At 42.0% G+C, this 20,984-nt stretch carries 24 protein-coding genes; 15 read left to right on the top strand and 9 right to left on the bottom strand.

Translation table 11 applies throughout. The features are described 5' to 3' along the window. Positions 1-179 precede the first annotated feature (179 nt). Entirely contained in the window at positions 180-1,418 is a 1,239-nt protein-coding gene (locus tag R7O03_RS12970) for a GGDEF domain-containing protein (RefSeq protein ID WP_318131748.1), read from the bottom strand. A 253-nt stretch (positions 1,419-1,671) separates the two neighbouring features. Here R7O03_RS12970 and R7O03_RS12965 point away from each other — a divergent pair, with 253 nt between their 5' ends. The 10 genes from R7O03_RS12965 (at position 1,672) to R7O03_RS12920 (ending at position 11,454) form a co-directional block, all read left to right on the top strand. Further along, positions 1,672-2,040, top strand: coding sequence for a late competence development ComFB family protein (locus tag R7O03_RS12965; RefSeq protein WP_258645194.1), 369 nt, complete (start codon positions 1,672-1,674; stop codon positions 2,038-2,040). A 41-nt stretch (positions 2,041-2,081) separates the two neighbouring features. After that, entirely contained in the window at positions 2,082-2,363 is a 282-nt protein-coding gene (locus R7O03_RS12960; protein ID WP_115386646.1) for an HlyU family transcriptional regulator, read from the top strand. A gap of 434 nt (positions 2,364-2,797) precedes the next feature. Continuing rightward, the gene (locus R7O03_RS12955; protein WP_318131747.1) at positions 2,798-4,354 is read left to right on the top strand and encodes a Re/Si-specific NAD(P)(+) transhydrogenase subunit alpha; all 1,557 of its coding nucleotides are present in this window, start codon (positions 2,798-2,800) and stop codon (positions 4,352-4,354) included. Positions 4,355-4,362: 8 nt separating this feature from the next. Then, on the top strand, positions 4,363-5,739 hold the full coding sequence (gene pntB, locus R7O03_RS12950) for a Re/Si-specific NAD(P)(+) transhydrogenase subunit beta (RefSeq protein WP_005376248.1): 1,377 nt from the start codon (positions 4,363-4,365) through the stop codon (positions 5,737-5,739). Between the two features lie 155 nt (positions 5,740-5,894). Next, complete coding sequence (vxrA, locus tag R7O03_RS12945) at positions 5,895-7,349, top strand: sensor histidine kinase VxrA (RefSeq protein WP_025767766.1); 1,455 nt, start codon at positions 5,895-5,897, stop codon at positions 7,347-7,349. Then, positions 7,324-7,986 carry a response regulator transcription factor VxrB gene (gene vxrB / locus R7O03_RS12940; RefSeq protein ID WP_005376251.1) on the top strand — a complete coding sequence of 221 codons (663 nt, stop codon included), beginning with the start codon at positions 7,324-7,326 and terminating at the stop codon, positions 7,984-7,986. The genes vxrA and vxrB overlap by 26 nt, the downstream gene beginning before the upstream one ends. 6 nt (positions 7,987-7,992) lie before the next feature. After that, positions 7,993-8,874 (top strand): DUF2861 family protein, encoded by an 882-nt coding sequence (locus R7O03_RS12935; protein WP_005388048.1) that lies wholly within the window; start codon positions 7,993-7,995, stop codon positions 8,872-8,874. A 60-nt stretch (positions 8,875-8,934) separates the two neighbouring features. Further along, entirely contained in the window at positions 8,935-10,056 is a 1,122-nt protein-coding gene (locus R7O03_RS12930; protein WP_005388052.1) for a conjugal transfer protein TraF, read from the top strand. Between the two features lie 41 nt (positions 10,057-10,097). Further along, complete coding sequence (locus tag R7O03_RS12925) at positions 10,098-10,259, top strand: YoaH family protein (protein ID WP_005376257.1); 162 nt, start codon at positions 10,098-10,100, stop codon at positions 10,257-10,259. Between the two features lie 805 nt (positions 10,260-11,064). Further along, positions 11,065-11,454 carry a universal stress protein gene (locus tag R7O03_RS12920; RefSeq protein ID WP_053307697.1) on the top strand — a complete coding sequence of 130 codons (390 nt, stop codon included), beginning with the start codon at positions 11,065-11,067 and terminating at the stop codon, positions 11,452-11,454. Positions 11,455-11,544: 90 nt separating this feature from the next. Here the strand turns inward: R7O03_RS12920 and R7O03_RS12915 are convergent, their stop codons facing one another. Continuing rightward, the gene (locus R7O03_RS12915) at positions 11,545-11,757 is read right to left on the bottom strand and encodes a hypothetical protein (RefSeq protein WP_005376260.1); all 213 of its coding nucleotides are present in this window, start codon (positions 11,755-11,757) and stop codon (positions 11,545-11,547) included. Positions 11,758-12,053: 296 nt separating this feature from the next. Continuing rightward, positions 12,054-12,893, bottom strand: a complete 840-nt coding sequence (locus R7O03_RS12910; RefSeq protein ID WP_137282627.1) for a LysR family transcriptional regulator — start codon at positions 12,891-12,893, stop codon at positions 12,054-12,056. A gap of 81 nt (positions 12,894-12,974) precedes the next feature. Here R7O03_RS12910 and R7O03_RS12905 point away from each other — a divergent pair, with 81 nt between their 5' ends. The 5 genes from R7O03_RS12905 (at position 12,975) to R7O03_RS12885 (ending at position 15,570) form a co-directional block, all read left to right on the top strand. Beyond that, positions 12,975-13,325, top strand: coding sequence for a hypothetical protein (locus tag R7O03_RS12905; RefSeq protein WP_213893413.1), 351 nt, complete (start codon positions 12,975-12,977; stop codon positions 13,323-13,325). Positions 13,326-13,573: 248 nt separating this feature from the next. Next, positions 13,574-13,807, top strand: coding sequence for a hypothetical protein (locus tag R7O03_RS12900; RefSeq protein WP_137282630.1), 234 nt, complete (start codon positions 13,574-13,576; stop codon positions 13,805-13,807). A gap of 84 nt (positions 13,808-13,891) precedes the next feature. Then, the gene (locus R7O03_RS12895; RefSeq protein WP_025572405.1) at positions 13,892-14,266 is read left to right on the top strand and encodes a phage protein; all 375 of its coding nucleotides are present in this window, start codon (positions 13,892-13,894) and stop codon (positions 14,264-14,266) included. A 26-nt stretch (positions 14,267-14,292) separates the two neighbouring features. Continuing rightward, positions 14,293-14,766 carry a hypothetical protein gene (locus R7O03_RS12890; protein WP_186585298.1) on the top strand — a complete coding sequence of 158 codons (474 nt, stop codon included), beginning with the start codon at positions 14,293-14,295 and terminating at the stop codon, positions 14,764-14,766. A gap of 177 nt (positions 14,767-14,943) precedes the next feature. Beyond that, a complete protein-coding gene (locus R7O03_RS12885) occupies positions 14,944-15,570 on the top strand; it encodes a DUF2726 domain-containing protein (protein ID WP_241782049.1) in 627 nt (208 codons plus the stop codon). 39 nt (positions 15,571-15,609) lie between these two features. Here the strand turns inward: R7O03_RS12885 and R7O03_RS12880 are convergent, their stop codons facing one another. The 6 genes from R7O03_RS12880 to R7O03_RS12855 form a co-directional block, all read right to left on the bottom strand. Then, on the bottom strand, positions 15,610-16,962 hold the full coding sequence (locus R7O03_RS12880) for a secretin N-terminal domain-containing protein (protein ID WP_318131746.1): 1,353 nt from the start codon (positions 16,960-16,962) through the stop codon (positions 15,610-15,612). Between the two features lie 17 nt (positions 16,963-16,979). Beyond that, positions 16,980-18,053, bottom strand: coding sequence for a zonular occludens toxin domain-containing protein (locus tag R7O03_RS12875; RefSeq protein WP_262635777.1), 1,074 nt, complete (start codon positions 18,051-18,053; stop codon positions 16,980-16,982). After that, positions 18,053-18,412, bottom strand: a complete 360-nt coding sequence (locus tag R7O03_RS12870) for a DUF5455 family protein (RefSeq protein WP_012841818.1) — start codon at positions 18,410-18,412, stop codon at positions 18,053-18,055. The genes R7O03_RS12875 and R7O03_RS12870 overlap by 1 nt, the downstream gene beginning before the upstream one ends. Beyond that, positions 18,412-20,010 carry a chemotaxis protein gene (locus tag R7O03_RS12865; protein ID WP_318119308.1) on the bottom strand — a complete coding sequence of 533 codons (1,599 nt, stop codon included), beginning with the start codon at positions 20,008-20,010 and terminating at the stop codon, positions 18,412-18,414. Before R7O03_RS12865 ends, R7O03_RS12870 begins: the two co-directional genes overlap by 1 nt. 70 nt (positions 20,011-20,080) lie before the next feature. Then, the gene (locus R7O03_RS12860; protein WP_021448020.1) at positions 20,081-20,344 is read right to left on the bottom strand and encodes a major coat protein; all 264 of its coding nucleotides are present in this window, start codon (positions 20,342-20,344) and stop codon (positions 20,081-20,083) included. A 270-nt stretch (positions 20,345-20,614) separates the two neighbouring features. After that, the gene (locus R7O03_RS12855; RefSeq protein ID WP_005389159.1) at positions 20,615-20,920 is read right to left on the bottom strand and encodes a hypothetical protein; all 306 of its coding nucleotides are present in this window, start codon (positions 20,918-20,920) and stop codon (positions 20,615-20,617) included. Positions 20,921-20,984: the final 64 nt, after the last annotated feature.

Genomic DNA, 20,984 nt, shown 5'->3' with positions numbered 1-20,984 from the left:
AGTAAGATAGGCAACACAGTTCGAACGGAATGTCGCAATCGGGCGTATACCTTATACCTTTGATTAGATAGATAACATCGGGATAGTGGCAACGATGATTGCAGTTATTATGCTGATGGGGAAGTTCGGTTTTGTTGTAAACCCAGACAAGCTTGTTAACTTTCACGATTGGTGAGGGTCTAACGAAGCTTTATGCAGTTACGTCCGGCCTTTTTCGCTTTGTAAAGTGCTTCGTCCGCTGATTTAATGACGTCCAGAGGAGCTTGCACATTCCGGCTATCAGCAACTCCGAAACTTGCGGTAACAAAAACCGACTTTCTTTTCGAACTGTTGCTACCACGACGTTTTTGTCCTTGTTTATGGTTCTCAGGGCGAGATTCTTCATCGCGTAATATCATCTCGTATTCTGCAATCGATTTGCGAGCTTCTTCCAAAAAGTTCTTACATTCGTCAGCGTATTTGCCTTTAAAAACGATGGTAAATTCTTCTCCGCCAAATCGATAAACTTTTGCGCCGCCTGGGGTTTTAGTGAGGCGCGAAGCGACCATTTTTAGAACGTCATCACCAGTATCGTGACCGTAGGTGTCGTTAAACTTTTTAAAATGGTCAACATCAAGCATTGCGATCGTGAACTTCTTACCCATGTGTTTTAGATCGAGATCAAGTGCACGTCTGCTCGGAATCAGCGTTAGGCTATCGGTGAAAGCCAGTTGATGGCTAGCGGAAGCGGCATAAACAATGATAAGCAGCCCTGTTAGCGTAAACATGGTGCTTGATATGTACTGCACATCAAAGAAAATGAACGTCGCAGACGCCAATACCATGGCAGAGTAGGTCATCGCATGGATAATTTCATTCTTCTTTAAAACAAGAATTCCAAGAAAACAGACAATACCCACGCAATATAAAACAAGAATTAAAGGCAGTTTAGAGACCGTCGGTACAATAAATAAAATACCGCTTGTCCATTGTTCAAACCCTCCTTCAACGTAATATGCTAGCGTTAGATAAGACCAAAGAACGAACATTGCTAACATCAAGATGTAAGTCAACATGGCTCTAGAGTCAAAACCTTCTTTACTAAACAAAAATACCGTAAGAAACGAGACAGGAAGTAACGTGGCTAAAATGGTTAGCTCAAGTAAAGCGGTACCACTTTGAAGCGGGACTTGTAGGCGGTGCTGTATCACGAAGTAGGCTAGCAACATTGCCAAGCACACCATGGACTCTCTGCCTTGCTTAAATGAATAACAAAGGAGTAGCGCACAACCTAATAGTATGTACGGCAAGTTTGCGGCAATGCCCCAGTTTGCCTGAGTCATCTGAATAATGCTGTCCATGCCCGAACTCACTATGCCCAGTAGCAAAAAAGGGAATAAGAATCTGAAGCCTGATGAAGTCATTGACGATGAGGACATCTATTACAAACTGCCTGAAAATAGTTGATTATATAATTGGTTAGGTAAATCGTTTTATCAATATGGATATTTATCCGTTATTGAATTTCGAACTTTGAGAACTAGCAAGAATACGTCTATTTGTTCCTTTTCCCAAGTATTTTGGAAGACATTACGGCAAAAAGAGAGAGATTGATTAAATTAAGAGCAATCAATAAGTTGTTATAAACAAGTCGTTGCTATACTCATTTCATAGGAAAAAGGAGATTTACAGATGCAGATAAGCTCAGATGTGCACAACTACATGGAAACATTAGTAGGCCAGGTTCTCAGTTTGCCCGAATTTTTAGAACAGTATAACAACGAACAGTTAGCCGATATTGCTTGCCTTGCGCTTATCCAGCTCAAGCCTGTCTATATCCGTCATGATATTGATTTTTTGTCTTCACTTCCTGAACAAAAATTAAGCCAGTTTAAGCAAAGCGCGGATATAGCGGTGAAAAACGCCGCAGAAATGGTGAAAGAAGACAGGCGTAAGAACCGAGAGTATGATGTGCCTGTAATTTTTTCCCATACTAGTTATGATGATGACAAAGAGTTGGATTGGTATGAAAAACCGATCCTTAACGTTAATATTAAGTAAGAGTCGCTCAGTTGACTAGTGAGCTGACCCAAGGAGGAATCGTGGGATTTTTTTCGCGTTTGTTTGGTGGTAGTGAGAAAACGGTTGAAGCCAAAAATATCGAACCAGTTGAATATAAAGGTTTCCTTATTTACCCAGAGAGCCTTTCAGAGGGCGGACAATATCGCATCGCTGGTCGAATAGAAAAGCATGACGATGATGAAGTGAAAACACATCGGTTTATTCGCTCCGATTTGCTTGGCTCAGAGCAAGATGCCAATGACCTTATGTTGAAGAAATCTCAAATGTTTATTGATCAAATGGGCGATAAAATCTTCGACTAGCAATTTACTGCAATTTGATTCCAGTCATCTTAAAAAGAGCCATTAGTGTATATGCTAGTGGCTCTTTCTTTTTAACGCTTAAATCTCTGTTAAGTCAGTATTTAATCGTTACCTGGTTAGACCTCAGTCTAGTACGGTGTTGCGTTGTTATTTTTCGTGCACAGAGCGACAATCATTCATTACTTAGCGTTATATGTAATGAAATTTAGTATTTAAATTACAAAACACTTGAAGTAATGAGACGCGTTCGATACAAACAGAATAATAACAGGGCTGTTAGTCAAGGTGTTATTGTGCAAATGGGTGTCCCCAAACATCATCTTTCGTTTGCAATTGTCTTGCGTGGTAAACAGATAGAAATAAAAAAGAATTAGAGTAGAGCGACGCTCTGTTTTGGGACTAATTTATTGATATGTATACAAGGAGTATGCGTTTTGCAAATCGGTGTACCTAAAGAGATACTCGCGGGTGAATCGCGAGTGGCTGCATCGCCGAAGTCGGTTGAGCAGTTAATAAAATTGGGATTCGATGTCGCGATTGAATCCCAAGCGGGGGTGCTAGCGAGTTTCGATGATGCCGCTTATGAAGCAGCTGGTGCGAAAATCGTTTCTAGTGAAGAAGTTTGGGCATCTGGCCTTATTTTAAAAGTTAATGCGCCAATTGTGGATGATGAGCAAGGCATTGACGAAATTGCGTTACTGCAAGATGGAGCAACACTGGTTAGCTTTATTTGGCCGACTCAAAATTCTGAGTTGATGGAACAACTTTCAAGTAAGAACATTAACGTTCTTGCCATGGATTCCGTTCCTCGTATCTCACGTGCACAAGCCTTAGATGCGCTATCTTCGATGGCTAATATCGCTGGTTATCGCGCAGTGGTTGAGGCAGCTCATGAGTTTGGTCGTTTCTTTACAGGTCAAATTACGGCTGCCGGTAAAGTACCTCCAGCGAAAGTATTGGTTGCGGGTGCTGGCGTCGCTGGCTTGGCGGCTATCGGTGCTGCAGGTAGCTTAGGTGCCATTGTCCGTGCGTTTGACGTCCGCCCAGAAGTAAAAGAGCAAGTTGAATCGATGGGCGCTGAGTTCCTGACCGTTGACTTTCAAGAAGAGTCAGGCTCTGGGGATGGCTACGCAAAAGAAATGTCTGATGACTTCAACAAAAAAGCGGCAGAGTTATACGCAGAGCAAGCTAAAGATGTTGATATCATTATTACGACCGCGCTCATCCCTGGTAAACCTGCGCCGAAGTTGATCACCAAAGAAATGGTCGACAGCATGAAAGCGGGCAGTGTAATTGTCGACTTGGCAGCTGCTAATGGCGGTAACTGTGAATATACAGTGAAAGACCAAGTTATCATGACGGATAACGGCGTAAAAATTGTTGGTTACACTGACATGGTTGGTCGTTTGCCAACACAATCTTCTCAGCTTTACGCGACAAACCTTGTTAACCTTCTAAAACTGCTGTGTAAAGAGAAAGATGGCAACATCAATATTGATTTTGAAGATGTTGTTATCCGAGGCGTTACCGTGGTGAAAGAAGGTGAAGTTACTTGGCCAGCGCCACCAATTCAGGTTTCAGCTCAGCCGCAAGTGAAACAAGAACAGCCTGTGAAGCCAGAGCCTAAAGTAGAAGAACCTACGTCTCCAACGAAGAAAATTATTGGTGTGGCAGCGGCTGTTGGAGCCTTTGCATGGGTTGCATCGGTTGCTCCGGCAGCGTTTCTTTCTCACTTTACTGTATTTGTTCTAGCGTGTGTTGTCGGATACTACGTAGTATGGAATGTTACCCATGCACTTCATACTCCACTAATGTCAGTAACGAATGCTATCTCTGGCATTATTGTCGTTGGTGCATTACTGCAAATTGGACAAGGTAATGGCGTCGTTTCATTCCTATCTTTTATTGCCGTATTGATCGCGAGTATCAATATCTTCGGTGGTTTCACCGTCACCAAGCGTATGCTTGAAATGTTCCGCAAAGATAAATAGGAGTCACAATGTCTGCAGGATTAGTACAAGCAGCTTACATTGTTGCTGCATTATTTTTCATCATGAGTTTGGCGGGGCTTTCAAAGCAAGAGTCTGCTCGTAATGGTAACTACTACGGTATCGCTGGTATGACGATCGCGCTAATAGCGACGATCTTTAGCCCAGATGCGCAAGGTTTTGGTTGGATCATTATCGCGATGGCGATAGGTGGTGCGATCGGTATTTTCTATGCGAAGAAAGTAGAAATGACCGAGATGCCAGAACTGGTTGCGATTCTACACAGCTTTGTAGGTTTAGCTGCGGTTTTAGTTGGCTACAACAGTTACCTAGATGCGCCAGAAGCAGCAACACATGCTGAGCATGTTATCCACCTTGTAGAAGTATTCTTGGGTGTGTTCATCGGTGCCGTAACTTTCACCGGTTCAATTGTCGCATTTGGTAAGCTGCGTGGTGTGATTTCTTCGTCGCCACTTAACCTACCTCATAAGCACAAAATGAATCTCGCAGCGGTTGTTATCTCTACGCTTCTTATGATCTACTTCGTAAAAGCAGATGGCAGCATGTTCGCTCTTATTGTGATGACTTTGATTGCGTTCGCATTCGGCTACCATTTAGTCGCTTCAATTGGTGGTGCTGATATGCCAGTTGTTGTCTCTATGTTGAACTCATACTCAGGTTGGGCAGCAGCGGCAGCAGGTTTCATGCTAGCAAATGATCTATTGATTGTAACAGGTGCTTTGGTAGGTTCATCAGGTGCGATTCTTTCTTACATCATGTGTAAAGCAATGAACCGTTCGTTTATCAGTGTTATTGCCGGTGGTTTTGGTCAAGAGATAGTGATTTCAGGTGACGAAGAGCAGGGCGAATATCGTGAAACAACGGCTGAAGAAGTTGCAGAGATGTTGAAGAACTCAAAATCAGTAATCATCACTCCAGGATATGGCATGGCAGTAGCTCAGGCACAATACCCTGTTCATGAAATTACTGATGTACTTCGTTCACAAGGTATTGAAGTTCGCTTTGGGATTCACCCAGTAGCGGGTCGTCTACCGGGGCATATGAATGTGTTACTCGCTGAAGCAAAAGTACCGTATGATATCGTTCTTGAAATGGATGAAATCAATGATGACTTTGCAGAAACCGATACCGTATTGGTTATCGGTGCTAACGATACGGTCAACCCAGCCGCACTGGAAGATCCGAACAGCCCAATCGCTGGTATGCCCGTATTGGAGGTATGGAACGCGAAAAACGTAGTGGTATTCAAGCGCTCAATGAATACTGGTTACGCAGGAGTACAGAACCCACTGTTCTTCAAAGAAAATACATCAATGCTATTTGGTGATGCGAAAGAAAGTGTTGAGTCTATTTTTAAAGCACTTTAACCATTCTTGATTTAAAACTATACAGGGTCAGCAATCGCTGGCCCTTTTTTGTTCCGTTTCAATGTTATAGTAATGCAAATCCTTCTGTTAGCAGATGTCAATTGCTTGTAGATTGATGTATAGTTTTGGCTAATGTAACAAGTGACGGTAACAGTTTGATTAAAAAGTTTTTGCTCGGTTTTGCAACTGTATTGCCGCTTTTTTCGGCACCTGCATTTTCCGATTCACTACCAGAAAGAATAGATACGTTTACAGAGCTATTTAACTATGAAGTAGCTCTTAAGTCGTACGATATTCGTATTCTGCAATCAAATTATCCTACCAAGTTACTTGCGCCAGATTCGCTTCTGCCGCAAACGTCTGACTATCCGTTAAAAGATATCCAACAGCTTTACAGCTTGGCGAATACTTGTCGTGGCAAATTACCATTAAGTCCTTTAATTACTGAGCCTTTAGTATTTACAAGAGCGATTTGTAAAGGGACGCAGCTGACACCTCGTTGGTTCTCGCGTAGTGGTCTCATTCACCCTGGTGGTGGGACGTACGCGGCACGTTATGTGGATAAGTATCCAGAACTCAAACCCAAACTATCTCAGTACATGCATATAAAAGAGCGTGATAACGAGGAAGGGGATGAGTTGCTAGAAAGCTTGAAAAACATGGATGACGACGCCATTAATGCTTTGATTGCAGGCGCGAGCATGTTTATTGAAGGTAACGAACTTTGGCTAAGACGTGGTGACCGTTACTTTGTTTTCGAGAAAGATATCTGGCAAGAGAACGTAGCGAATGCGGGTCTGTCATATGCTCTAGCCTCTCAAAGCAAAAGTTGCTTTGTTAAACGAGGCAATATTTGTTGGGATGTAGAAGATCACTCGCAAGTTTTGCGGATCAGTATGATCATACTGGTAATCGCCAATATTCTTTTGGTGATTGGTTGGGCGGTGTACCGTTGGAATAGCAAGCGAGAAGAACTACGTAGTAGAATGCTCGTGTTGCAAATTTTAACGCATGAGCTCAGAACACCGATTGCATCTCTGTCACTAACGGTTGAAGGCTTTCGTCGAGAGTTCGAGCATTTGCCTGAAAGTGTGTATGACGAATTCCGCAGATTGTGTGAAGATACGCGCCGCCTGCGTCAATTGGCAGAAGCGAGTAAAGATTATTTGCAATCTGATAACCAAATGCTTGCAACAGACTGGGTACCATCCGTTGCAGATTGGTTAGAATTTAAGATCGAAGAAGAATTTGATAGTGCCGTGCTTTTTAACATCAATGAAGATGTGGCTGCTAAAGTTAATGTGTACTGGTTAGGAACTTGTATCGATAACTTGCTTCGTAATGCGCTTAAGTACGGTGTCGCACCGGTTGAATTGGATGTCTCAACTAGTGAAGAAAAAATAGTATTCCAAGTCCGAGATGCAGGAGGCCTAACGGCTAAAGATTGGGCAAATTTGAAGAAACCGTTCGTAAGTAAGAGCGGGTTAGGACTTGGATTAACAATCGTTGAATCTATGGTAGGCCGCATGGGCGGAAAAATGTCCTTAATGGGACCACCTACAACTTTTATATTGGAGATACCTTGTGAAACAGACACTGCTTCTCGTTGAGGACGATAAAAACTTGGCTGACGGCCTGTTAGTAAGCCTGGAACAAGCAGGATATGAGTGTTTACATGTGGAGCGTATTGCAGACGTAGAGCCACAATGGAAAAAAGCTGACTTGGTAATTCTCGATCGCCAACTCCCAGATGGTGACTCTGTACAATGTCTCCCAGAATGGAAACAGATTAAAGACGTACCAGTTATCTTGTTAACGGCACTTGTTACCGTAAAAGATAAAGTTGCAGGCCTTGATTCCGGCGCGAACGACTACTTAACAAAGCCTTTTGCTGAGGCGGAGCTTTTTGCGAGAATCCGTGCACAGCTACGAGCACCGGATTCAGCAGAACAAAGCAACGCTGATAAAGTGATTACAAAAGACTTAGAGATTGACCGCTCGACTCGTGAAGTGACTTATAAAGACGAGCTAATTACGCTTACTCGAACAGAGTTTGATTTGCTGCTATTTTTGGCGTCAAACTTAGGTCGCGTGTTTACTCGTGATGAGCTACTTGACCACGTTTGGGGTTACAATCACTTCCCGACAACACGTACGGTTGATACACATGTACTACAGCTTCGTCAAAAACTGCCAGGACTGGAAATTGAAACACTTCGTGGTGTTGGCTACAAGATGAAAGCATAAGTCGTAATGAAAATACTACTCCCTGTAGTTGTCTCATTAGCGTTAGTGAAACCAGTCCATGCGATGGACTGGTTTCAAACTAACACGCCTTTAACACAGGCACATCAACACTTACTTGAAGATGATCTTGCGGGTATGTTCAACTCTCTTGTTGAACTCTGGCAAACGGAACCAAGTAAAGATTTGACTCCTCACCTTAATGATCTTCTTGGTCAGTCACTATCCAAAAACTGTGGCAAGGCTCTCACTGGTGTAACGCTGCCTGATTGGATAAGTGGTGTGAACGTTATTCGTCAGACTATTCAAAGCCCTGGGCGAGATACATTTAGATTGGTGATCAAGCTAAGAGCTACAACTGACATCGAAAATATTTCATTTAATCGATGGGTGGATGATTCTATATCCGCGGACAGTTCATTCAGCTATGAACAACAGCCGAACGGGACAGAACTTGCCAACGAGCGTAGTTACTCGAAACGCTATAACTTAACAGGCAAGCTTGAAGCTGGTTTATATCACTTAACCGTTGTTTCTACTGATAAACAAGAGTATCGAACTTGGGTAATACTTGGAGATTCAAACTCTTCTCAATATGTTCGTTGGACATCTAAAGAGAATTGGAAAGTAGAAAAGAGCGCACTTCGTAATCCCCATTGTCCATTACCGCAACTTGAAGTTGGTTTGTATGACTACATTGATGGCCAGTACGAGCAAATGTGGAAAAAGACTTATGAGTCTAACTATCCAAATTCATTGGAGCTAGCGGGTGTCCCAAACGATAGATACGTATTGGCGGTAAGTATCAATAGTCGCCGTTGGCAGGGCGATATAATTGTTGAGCAGGCTCAAACTATTAGCCGAACCTATGATCTTTCCCAGGAAGAATAGTTAAAGAAATACTACTTGTGCCGATAAAGGTTCAGGACGAACTAAAATCACAAGTGTAGTATGAAAAACAAATATAAAATTCTTGCCACTTCTGTTGCTACTATTCTTTTCGCTAATGCTGCTTCTGCTGCTACTTATGCGATAGAGGCTCGTAGTGATGCAATGGGTGGCGTTGGTACCGTATCAGCAACTTATCTAACTGCGCCTTTTTTCAACCCCGCTCTTACTGCGATTTATCGCCGAAATGACGATGCAGGCATGATCGTGCCAAGTTTTGGTGGCAGCTACGATGATCAATATGATCTAGTTGATGAGATCGAACGCATCAGCAAATTGACAGACGTCGATGAAATCAAAAAATCGATGGATGCTATCGATGGGAAAAAGACAGACTTTGATCTTGGTGGTGTCGTTGCCATTGGTATCCCCAACAAATTCTTATCTGCAACTGCATACGGTAAGCTATACACTGAATCATTCGTACAACCAAATGTTGATACCTCAGGTACTAATCCATTAGATGATAGCTATGTACAAGGTGTTTCTATTGGCGTGGCTGAAGCTGGTATTTCACTTGCTAAATACACTAATTTCATGAACCAACACCTTTCTTTTGGTGTTACTCCTAAACTTCAGCGTATATACACATACTCATACGCCACGAGTTTTCAGAATTTTGATACTAAAGACTTACGTGAAAATGAGACCGCGGAAACGATGTTTAACTTAGACGCAGGCGCACTTTGGTTCTTTGGCCCATATCGTCTCGGTATTTCAGCGAAAAATTTGATCGGAAGAGACGTTAAAACAAAATCATTCCAATATGGCAGCGATACGATAAAATCATACGAATATAGCATGCGTCCTGTATACACCGTTGGGGCAGGGATTGTTGCCGATTACTTTACGATGAGTGTTGACTACGATCTTAACGAAGAAAAACGTTTTTCATCCTTTGATGATAATACGCAAATGATTCGAGCTGGTATTGAGTTTGATATTTTGCGTCAAATGGCATTACGAGCAGGGTATATGAAGAACTTAGCTCGAAGTAATGACGAAGGAACCATTACTGCTGGTATCGGGTTGTCCCCACTTAAGTTGTTCGAATTGGATATCGCAGCTCAGTACACAAACGAGAACGCTATGGGTGCATCCATTAATTTCCTTGCTACCTATTAATTGAATCGTTATAGTCAGCTCCTCAAAATGAGGAGCTTTTTATGTTTGACGATTTACCCCCTCTATCTCACCAAGAGCAACAACAAGCTGTAGAGAGAATTCAAGAATTGATGGCGAAGGGCACAAGTACTGCAGAAGCTATCAAAATTGTTGCCGAACGGATTCGTTCTGAGTACGCAGAAAAACAACAGCAACAAAACTAATCAATTCATGGACAGGGCATACGCCCTGTTTTTTGCCTTTCTATTTTCTATTCCTTTACACTCCCAAACACCACCCTGGTTACGCTGTAACTAAAATTTACTATACCTATATGATTTTAATCTTGTTCAATTGCCTTTAAGACTAAATAGCGAGTTAGTAAAATTTTACTTAATCTAGTTAACCTTATTTTTCGCAGTACAGGTAATTAGGCATTTTTAAAGAACCAACAAATTAAACTCAATAATATCAATTATTTAACTCGGTCATTTAATCTGTCAACCATATTGGTAGTGATTGATCTGGTAATTTAATTACAAAGTACGAGAGGGCTTTGTTCCCAGGCAGAGGATTATGCTGAAAAAAGAAAAAAGATACACCGTAACTTATAGCGGTAATTAAACTAGACTTATTAAATAAGCGATATAAGAACAGTAAGCACTCGCAGACATATATAATAGATGAATCGAAGTTCATCTTATTGAGCTGCTTTTTTAGCCGAAATACGTCTCCTGGATTTGAGCGGAGCGTTACATATTGAACACGCTTAACCTAAAGTAGTTTTACTAAACTAGGCGACGTTGAAGTGGGTAATATGAAACCTCAAGAGTAGTAGAAATCAAGAGCAGTAACGCCTATTACAACGTAACGTTTCCTGACGTCCTTCCTGTTAAATAGTCCGATAATTAGAGAAGAAATTGGAAAAACATCGTTGATCTTTGGATGAGTAGCAGTAGTTTTGATGTTGTGTTCGCTCTATGTGGACTAGACTTAATATGAGAACAAAAACTAACCAAGGGAGGAATGATGGGTTACAAGCATGTTTTGGTTGCTGTCGACTTATCTAAATCTAGCCAAGCCGTTATCGAAAAAGCAATAATGCAAGCAGATAACTCAAGCAGCAAACTCTCATTTGTTTACGTAGATGTTGATCGCATAGTCATGGAAGCTAAGGAAGAGCAAGAATTGGAAAGAAGGCTGCAAGAGCTCGCTGATAAATGCTTATACCCAGTAAACGAGACCATGGTAGTAATCGGCGATCTTCATATAAAACTATCGGGAATCGTCAAAAAAGAGGGGATAGATTTAGTTGTCTGTGGTCATCATCACTACTTATTGAGTCGCTTTTTTTCATCGATACCAAAGGTTGTGAACGAAGTTGAAGCTGATTTATTAATCGTCTATTTAGACGAGTGATCGACAACTCTTGTTCGCACTCATCATTTTTTATCACTAAAAAGCCGAACTTTTATGTTCGGCTTGGTGTATCGGTGATAATAAAAGTTTTTAGCCAGGAATGATTGATGCCTCATGAGATAAAACAGATGCAGACTCCGCGTTTGACTGCAGATCAAAATGTACGTTAACTTGCACGCCTTCTCGCTCAAAAGTGACATCATCAAAATCGGTCATAGCGATTTTGAATCCATTTCTAGCAAAAAAGCCAGTCACCATAGTTCGCTGCTTAATTTCTAATGCAGACGCGAGTAGCTTATCCATGGCATTCTCCTTGGTTATTGTGGGGATATGGGTAGAAGATACACATAGATTTGTATGAAATCAATTTTATATAAAGTTGCTTTTGATGAAAATTTTAATGTAAGTCAATCTATCGTTTACCCCACGTGATTTATTCCACGCAAAACCTTGATAACAAGACGGCAGAGCATCTCACATTGTGATAGCAAGCATAAAGATGGGGGTGTTAATAAATACCGCTGAAACAATATGTTACAAAGATTAGCGTTAGGCCTAGTTGAGTAGACAACGCAAAATTCTAAATCTGAACAACCGCCCTAAAATGACTCACTCTTCAATACTTGTGATAACTCAGACCTAATAAAAGTAGATATCTCAGCTAGCTTTCTTGGCAAAGGGTTTTGATAAGGGTAGGCAATATACATGGAACGTTCTATATCAAAAGTTTGCGATATTCGGATGTTTTTGTCTATATAGTTACTTTTAATAAGATAGTTTGGAATGACACCAACCCCAACTCCCTCAGAAACAAAGTTTATTAAAATAGAGGTGTTATCAACTTCGATAACATCAGTATATTGATTTTTAATTGATTCCTTATTCGAATGATGTTTGTAGATTAATAGTGTTTTGTTGTTGGCATTACTTACCCTAGATATCAAAACATCACTATAATCACCAATTTTATGTGCAATAAGATTGTCATCAATAACATTATTAAGCCTAATCGCTAAATCTACATTGCTTTCTAATAAATTTTCTACATTGTTACTTGACGATATTTCAAAATCAACTTTTGGATATCGTTCTTGTAAGTCTTTAAGAACAGAACCAAAAATAGAAGAGGCTATAGAGTTGGGCATTGTGATTTTAAACTTTCCATCAATGCATTCACTCAACGAGCTAGCTCTGTAATTTAACTCGTGCAAACTCTCTAACGTCTTGATAGCAAGCTCTCTAATGCTTTCGCCATGATCAGTTAAAACGAGTTTCCTTGTTGTCCTGTGGACGAGTGTTACACCAAGTTGTTTTTCTAATGCTGCTAGCTGCCTGCTGACTTGAGCTTTCGACTTTCCAAGTTCTTTTGATGCCTCTGTAAGAGAGAGGTGTTTACAAATGGCTGCAAAGCAGATCAGCTCATTGTTCATCAATTCCATGATTGTTACCTTTTTGCAACTCTGAGTCACGTTGTCTTTTAACTGGTGGGAAAGTATAACTTGCATCATCGGAGGGGGACAATGATATTTAAAAGCCGCCATGAAATAATGGCAGACTACTATCTTAATAAAACCATATTGGATATTAAGTTAAACCGATATCCTGAAGAAATTAACTCAATCGGATTAAATATAGAAAATAAAGATTTAAAAATAAAGAATTTGTCTCGTGAAATTACTAAGTTGGATTCGGGTGATTTAATTGTTGATTGTGCATCATTGATAATGACTCATTACATATCTAAAAAAGTAATAATAAAAGTTGAAATTGATTTTTTAAATTATAAAGTTAAATGTGTAAGGATATTAAAATATGAAGACTGCAATACAAAATTCGAAAAGATCTGTTTATCAGAAAGATACATTGTATAGAATAATAAATAATATTAATACTTTGTATACCAAATCACTAGCAAAATTATTTGGTGAAGAGTTGAGAATCCATCATTGCAAACATAAGATTAATGTAAGAACCACTAACGAGTTGAGTGAACATATGAAGAAAGATCTAGGTATAGATTGAAAAGTAGAGAGTTTACATCTGTTAGATTCCTTGTTCCTATAAAACTAATGTAGTACTTACACGTTTGGGTTAAGCAAATGCGTGTCCATGTTGACTCATGTTGAATGAGCAAGATGCAGAACCAACGTGTATGGTGTCGAACGTAACCCAAGATACAGTGCAGGAACTTAATCAGCTACACGGTTTTAAAGTTGATGACTGGTTCTTATCAAGTGGCCGCTGTGGTGAAATCGAAGTTCACGGCCCATACAAGACAGCTGATGAAGCTTGCAAGGCCGCAATAGCCAAATACGGTGTAACTAAGCTATCATCGCCAATGCTAATCTTCTAACTCTAAAGTGCGCATTATGCGACGTTATGTTGAATAATGTTTCATATCAATTACATATACACCCTTTTGATTATCAGGGTATATATGACGAACTTTCGAAAAATGAGCAAGAATTACGTTTTTCGTGAATTTGAGTGTGGTTTAAGTGTAGAAGAAGCAGCAAAACTATGTTTTAAAAGTGTGAGGATGGTCAAATTATGGGACTCAGGAAAGCCCATACCACCCGAATGCAAACGGCTAATGAGAATGACCAAGGGGAGGGAACTAGCCACCTCGGAAGCTTGGGAAAATTTCAAAATGCATAAAGACACGCTTGAACTACCAACAGGACAACTAGTTACACCCCAAGAGATCCTTACTGGAATAGCTTTACTTGAAATTCAGTCACCTAGTGACACAGGAACACTTACAAAACTCATGAAGTATGCTAGATGTATAGCAGGGATAAAAAATAAGTAGCATATATTTGAAGGGAAGGACTCTAAATGAAAAAAACACTTGTGATGTTAACTTTGCCTTTACTCATGCCTTTTCCAAGTCTAGCGAACTTTGAAGGATTTACCGAGAAGAGCTACTCAAACGGACAGTACTTAAGAACGCATTATACTGAAAGCAATCGCTCTCAATTTCATATTGGATGTGGAAGAGGAGCTGACAAGAAAGTATTCAGCCTTGTTGGGTTTAAACATCACAGCCTTTATGACTGGAGTGGTGTTACAAATGTGAAGCTTTCAATAGACGGCGGCAAAGTATTGTCAATTAAAGGTGGGTCAAACAAGTATGACGATATGTTTTACTCAAGTGGCTCAACTGATTTGTTGATTCGAGAAATGTTAACTGGGAAATTGTTGGAGATAAGCGTAATCGATAGTGAAAAGGAAAAAATACACTTTTCACTGGAAGGAATAGAAGACGCGTACACAACGCTCAAAGATAAGTGTAACTTACCCGAGAGCTAAATTTTAAGCCGAGCAATCACTGTTCGGCTTTTTTGTATCAGAGCACAAGGTTAGTAGTGAGTGGGAATTTACCCCCGTAATACATTACGGGGGCGCATAAAAGCTGATTTCAATAACACACCGAACAAAAACGATATGCTACCATGCACTCATTTTTTTATGAGTGAGGAACGGAAAGTGCCTGAATTACTGATACTTATATCCTTAGCGTGTATTGTGTATCTATTCACAAAAAAGAGTAAGAAACCTAAACGTAGGCTTAACGAATGGGAACAAGGTGCAGCAGTTAGAAGACCGAACAGCATACATTCTTTTGAACCTAAAGTTGTAGAACAGAACCCAAAGATAGTCGAAGTACCTTTTCCAAACACCAACAATAAGACCAATTCTGTACCTCACAAGAAAAGTACATATTTGGCCACCAAGACAGAGCGCAGATTCTATAAAGTGTTGCAGGAGCTTATACCTGATGAATACGTGATTCATAGCCAAGTTTCATTGATGGCGTTAGTTCAACCGACCAACTTTAAAGACAATTCTCGAACTTGGGCGAAAAGAATGGACTACGTGATAACGGATAGAGACACAAAAGTCTTGGCGGTCATAGAGCTAGATGATTCATCTCATAGGCAGAAGAAGAGACAAGAACGAGACATATACGTAAACAATGCACTTAACGGACACCATCCGTTGCTTAGGTTCGAAGCTAGAAGTTCTTATGACAAAACACATATCGCAACCGTATTAGAACGTGACACGATAATAAAGTGTAGAGAATTGGAAAGCGTATTACAGTACAGCTAAAGCAGAGCCGAACAGCAATTGTTCGGCTTTCTTTCTAACTCAAAGTATCGTGGTTCTTATCGTTACTTTAAGCTCTTTATCTACCGTATTGGTCTTTTCTGACCGGAATAGAGCACCAAGCAAAGGCACATCCATCAAGACAGGCACACCGCTTACTGAGTCGCGCTGCTCTTGGGAAATCAAGCCCCCTAAAGAGATCGTCTGGCGGTCTTTGACCTTGACCACGGTTTGCAGTGTTCGCGTATTGGTGATGATGTCGGATGCGATAGAGGAATCCGTCACCGAGTCGGATTTTTGCATTATCTGAAGCACAACATGATCACCAATTACATGAGGCACTACCTCAAGTGACACGCCCACATCCTTACGTTCGATTTGCTGGACTCTATTACCGCCATCTGTCACCTCAGAGGAAGTGAGGAACGGCACGTTCTGGCCAACCGTGATGTAACCGCGCTCTCTGTCCATGATGAACATGTTTGGTCGTGATAGGAGCTTAGTATTCTGATTCTTAGACACGGCTTTAATAAGCGCATTAAAATCACCACCCTCATAAAATAGTAGGTTATCAACGGCTTTCTTGATTGCAGTAGGCTGCGAAACAAAGCCTGCTTCACTCAGTGCCAAGTCCATATTCACGCCGACTTCCTGAGAATCACCAAGCTCAGTTTCGGTAATCACCGCCTCAATAAAGACTTGCTTTTGTGGTCTATCAATCCCTTTGATGAGCACATCAATGTGCTTCAATTGGTTCTCAGAGCCAGTCACGATAATGCTGTTTGTGGTCGGTAATACCTCAACCTTGTAATTCTTAATTGCTTTATTGTTCAGTGTTTGATTCTGCGTTGCAGCAAGCATCGAGGAAATCAAATCAACGACCTTGGTATTTCGGACATTCTCAAAGAAGTACAACTTCACTTGAGAGGGTTCGAACGTCTCCACTTTGTTGGCGTCAGCAATGATGGTAAAAACGCCGTGGTCATGCGTAAGCTCGTAACCGTGCGCACGAAGCACCGAAAGGAAAAAGGCTGGATAGTCCTCATCTTTCAAATCCGGTGCGGTAAAGGTGACCTCACCAGCAACACCTTGACCGAGCACCACCGTATTCCCAGTATGAACCGAGAACCACGATGCAAAGTCTCCAATCGGTGTGTTCTTTGCCTCAAAAGGCGCAGAGCTTGCAGCAAAAGAAGGGGAGCTGAGCAGGGTGCACGCGAGCAGAAAGGTGGTAATGCTGGATGTGGAAAAGTTGGAACAAGCCGTAGTTTGTTTCTCAACTTTACCACAGCGCATAGTGAGCAACGAGAGCGCTGATAATAAGCCTCTGACACAATAAGATTTTTTTTGTTTTTTTGAAAGACAAGCTGTGAGTTTTGCGATTATCCATGACATAAAGCGCACCTTATTCCCTAGCACATGACTTTGAATGATTGACCGTTGCCGCTAACCGTAATGGAGCAAGAGCCGTTAGATTGAGCCGTAAAGCCCTTTGCGTATAGTTGTGAGGACGACAGACGCACATCGTCCTTAACCAGCACAAAAGACGGGGCAACGTTTGGAGGATTCATTGAAGATTCGATTCGATAGCCGTCGAGCAAGTCACTCAATGACTCGCGAGGCACCGCCGTTCGAGTCGTTTCGGGTTCCGTCGACATGTTCGGCGTGCCAACTAAGGTGAACACCGCAAACGAGACGGCGACACCTGCCGTAAATACACTGAATCGAGAGTATTTACGGAGATAGATTTTCGTAATGCGCATGATATTTCTCAACGTATACGGGACAGTGTAACGTCCGTGGGTATAGTAGGGCGGCAATACTGAATAAACGCCGTCCTCATAGTTGTTTCTAAACATCTGCTTAGTGTCGTAAGAGCTGTATAAGTCCGTGCCCCAAAGCATCCATTTCTCAACGGTGAGCGAGTTCGCATTGTCACCATACTTCACAATGCCAACGTGCAGCTTAGGCATTTTCAACTTGAGTTGACCGAGCGTGAGAACGGATACCGCAGTCGAGATGATAGGCACTTGAAGGCGGTCTAAACGACGACAAAACACGGTGTGTTCTGCCAGTGCAAGACGCGCTTGTTTATCAACAATCGAAATGTCTTGAACGATGAAAATCACATCCCATCCAAGCTTTCGAATATGCAAAAGGTGATCAATTAACTTTTGTCGATTCTTGTCATTCCATGTGCGCGAGTTAAACCACGTTCCGCACTCATCGAGCACAATCAAACCGTCTTTTTTGGTGTCATAGCTCTTGTTTGCTGAGCCAATCACCATCAAATCTTCTACCTGAGGCTTGTCCGGCAGACGATAAAGGCGAGTATTGCGCTTGTTGCGTCCAAGCATTTCTTTCAAGTTGATATCGAGGTTTGTCGCCACAGGCACACCGCGCATAAACGCCTCACGAATCTTACCGACCGCCGTTAGTGTTTTGCCTGAGCCGAGCTTACCCGTGACAAAGTAGACCGATGCCATTACGCCGCCCTCACAATCGCGTAGAACTTCCACTCCCACACCCAACGCAGCAGACGCGCCGAGTAAATCGCACTCACGCAAGGAATTGCGTTATTTGGGATAAACATGCCCGCCGCTTGTGACCAAAACGGGGGCGTGACGTAAGAAAGCCCAGTGGCAAGCGTATAAATGGCAAGAGTGAGCGCGAGTGTAAGCCCAATCAATAAGGTAATAATCACCAAGTTAATCGTGACGTTGCGCGCCTTGGCGATAAAGAACCAACCAAACAGAGTCGTCGCTATTTGTGCTATAAACGCGACCAAAGCAGGTAAACGCAGTGCCGCACTAATGCCTGAAACAATAGGTAATAGCTGAATCATTAGTAATATCTCCCCGAACCTGGCTTGTTACTTGGTACAGGCGTGACCTCAGTCAGCAGGATTTCAACAAGCGTCTTAATCGTATAGATGTAAATCAGAATGGAGAGGATCATTTTTAACTTATGAGAGAACTCACAAGAGATTGAAACGTTCCCACCATTGAGTGTTGGCAAAGAAAGCCGCATACATTCGCTAGGTTGTGGAAGCAAGTTAAGGAATGAATCAGAAACCGCAGTAATATGCGCCTCAGATTCAGCCGTAATATTCTTTTCAAGCAAATCATTTGCCGCACCAACAACCGTCGATTCATAAGAGCCTAAAGCACCGGAAACAATCGAATCCGCTTGAGTTAGTGCATCACCAACAAAGTTACTATCCAATCCATGAGGGCTTTCACAGAATCTATTCTCAGGAGTAGGGTCGCATGGTTTTAAATCGTCTAGCTTGTTCAAAAGGTCATCAAAACCTTGTTGGTTGGTTTCCTGCAAATCTCCAAGGTCGCTAGACAGCTGACCAAAACCATTACTTAACTGGTTGTTTGCCGAAGTCAGCAAGCGATTTGTATTATTGCCAATATCAGACAACATATCGGACTGACCTTGAATAGCATTCGCTACATGGTTTGCATTATCGACAACGGTATCGGTATTCAAATCAACCGACGCCTTGAGCGCATCAAGGGCGGACTTAGTTTCCGCCTGATTCTTGTTCATATCGTTATTGATGCCAGTTAGCTGTGCATTCAAATCACTATTCATGGATTTAATAGCGGCGAGGGTATCACTCGTATTATCGACATCAGGCTCAGGTTTATCTGGGTCAGGATTACCAGTACCGCCACCACTTGGTTTATCAGGGTCGCCCAAATCACCGCCCGTTGGGGGGTCGATATCGGTATCAGTGGCACAAGCTGGCCAATTAGGACCACCAATAACACAAGATTCGGGTTCAGGTGTGTCACACCAGTTGTTTTCTGGTCTACAGCACGTACCGTACCTAGGGTCCCAGTCCGGCGAATCAGGTGTACATTCCTCAGGCTCCGGGTCTTTACATGCAGGCCAATCAGATGAATCAGGGGTACATTCATCTGGATCAGGTTTTGGCGGTGGAACATCACAAGACATGCGAAGGTCAGGAGGATTAACTTGGTCATTACAAATAATTGTTGGAGAACCACCATCCGCAAGGCAAGAGGCTTCATAATCTCTCATCTGCTGTTGTGTTGACTCTTGAGAACAAAAAGCAGGTGGAGGTGGAGATTCACATTTACGAGTTTCAGGATTATAAGTTTCACCATCTGAGCAGCCTGAAAAACGACTGGCGTAACCAACCTCAATATAAGAACCAGGAGCACTAGCTAAAAGCCTACCGCCATCATAATCCTGCAAACCAGTAGTAATATCACCGTATCTAGTTTTAAGACCAGCACAGACGCCCGGTGCAAATGGCCAACCTCCACTATTAGATGAAAAATCAATAATTTGCCCCGTTTGAATACACGAGTGTTTAGAGCTAGTAACAATCATGAGTCTAGCATTAGCACTAAACGAAACACTCAGCAAAATAACCAGTGACGCAATGCTTTGTTTAATACTCATTTATTTTCCTCATAAAAAACGCCCCCATTCGGAGGCGTTGACCAATGGGTGTATAAAACAACTGTTAGAATTACGTTGCTTTGTTTGCACCTTTCTTGAATAGCTTGATGCCGATGAAGCCAACCGTCATTGGCACGGCGATGCCCCATGTCGAGGTGAGCATTTCAGTGACGTAACTTGCCAGTGTGCTAAAGGCTTGTGTTGCCACTTCTGGCAGTGCTGCATTCGCAGAAGATGCTGCCATAAGAAGTGCACCACCAAATGCCGCACGTTTTGCCGTTACTACTGCGCCAGCCTTAGCCATTGCTGCGCGTACTTTGCTTTGCTTTTCCATAGTCTTATTTCCTATGTTATGGTTTATGAAGAAGTTGAAACCTCAGCCGCTTTCTTGAATCCGAGAATGTGGAAGCCAATCGAGAAGCCAAGGATAAAGGCTGTCGCGAAACAGCCGAGCATGAACTCTGATGACAGCATTTATCTTTGTCCTCCGACCATCCAACCGAGCGCAACTAGCAAGAAGCAAATGCCTAAAAACACCATTAACTGAAAGTTATCGAGTCGAGCCATTAGCTCTGCAAATTGCGTCTCGGTCATGATTTAGCCCTTACTTTTCGTTAAGTTGAGGTAGGGCGTAGAGGTGGAAACCGTCGATAGAGACGTGTTTACCCTCATCGTTACCAAAGCTGAATTTCTTGTGTTCCACATCAAACATCATGCGATTACCCACACAGCGCTTGAGCAGTTCGCCAGCCTTGCCGTTTTCCCAAAGCTCAGGAGAGACACGCACTTCAATAGTGTCCGTTGGGTTGGTCGTGATGAGACGCAGCTTGCCGTTTTGCTTTTGTTCGCCGTTACGGTCTGTTTTGGTTTCTTGAACGATGTCCGAAACATCTAGAATTAAACCTTCCATTCTCATAGTGTTTTGCCCTTATTTTTACGTTGTTGGTTAGTTGAAAATTGAAATGACAGTTATT

Source organism: Vibrio sp. Vb2960, assembly GCF_033337665.1.
Taxonomy (GTDB): Bacteria; Pseudomonadota; Gammaproteobacteria; order Enterobacterales; family Vibrionaceae; genus Vibrio; species Vibrio alginolyticus.
The sequence above is the reverse complement of the archived record's forward strand: the minus strand, read 5'-3'. Positions and strand labels throughout refer to the sequence as shown.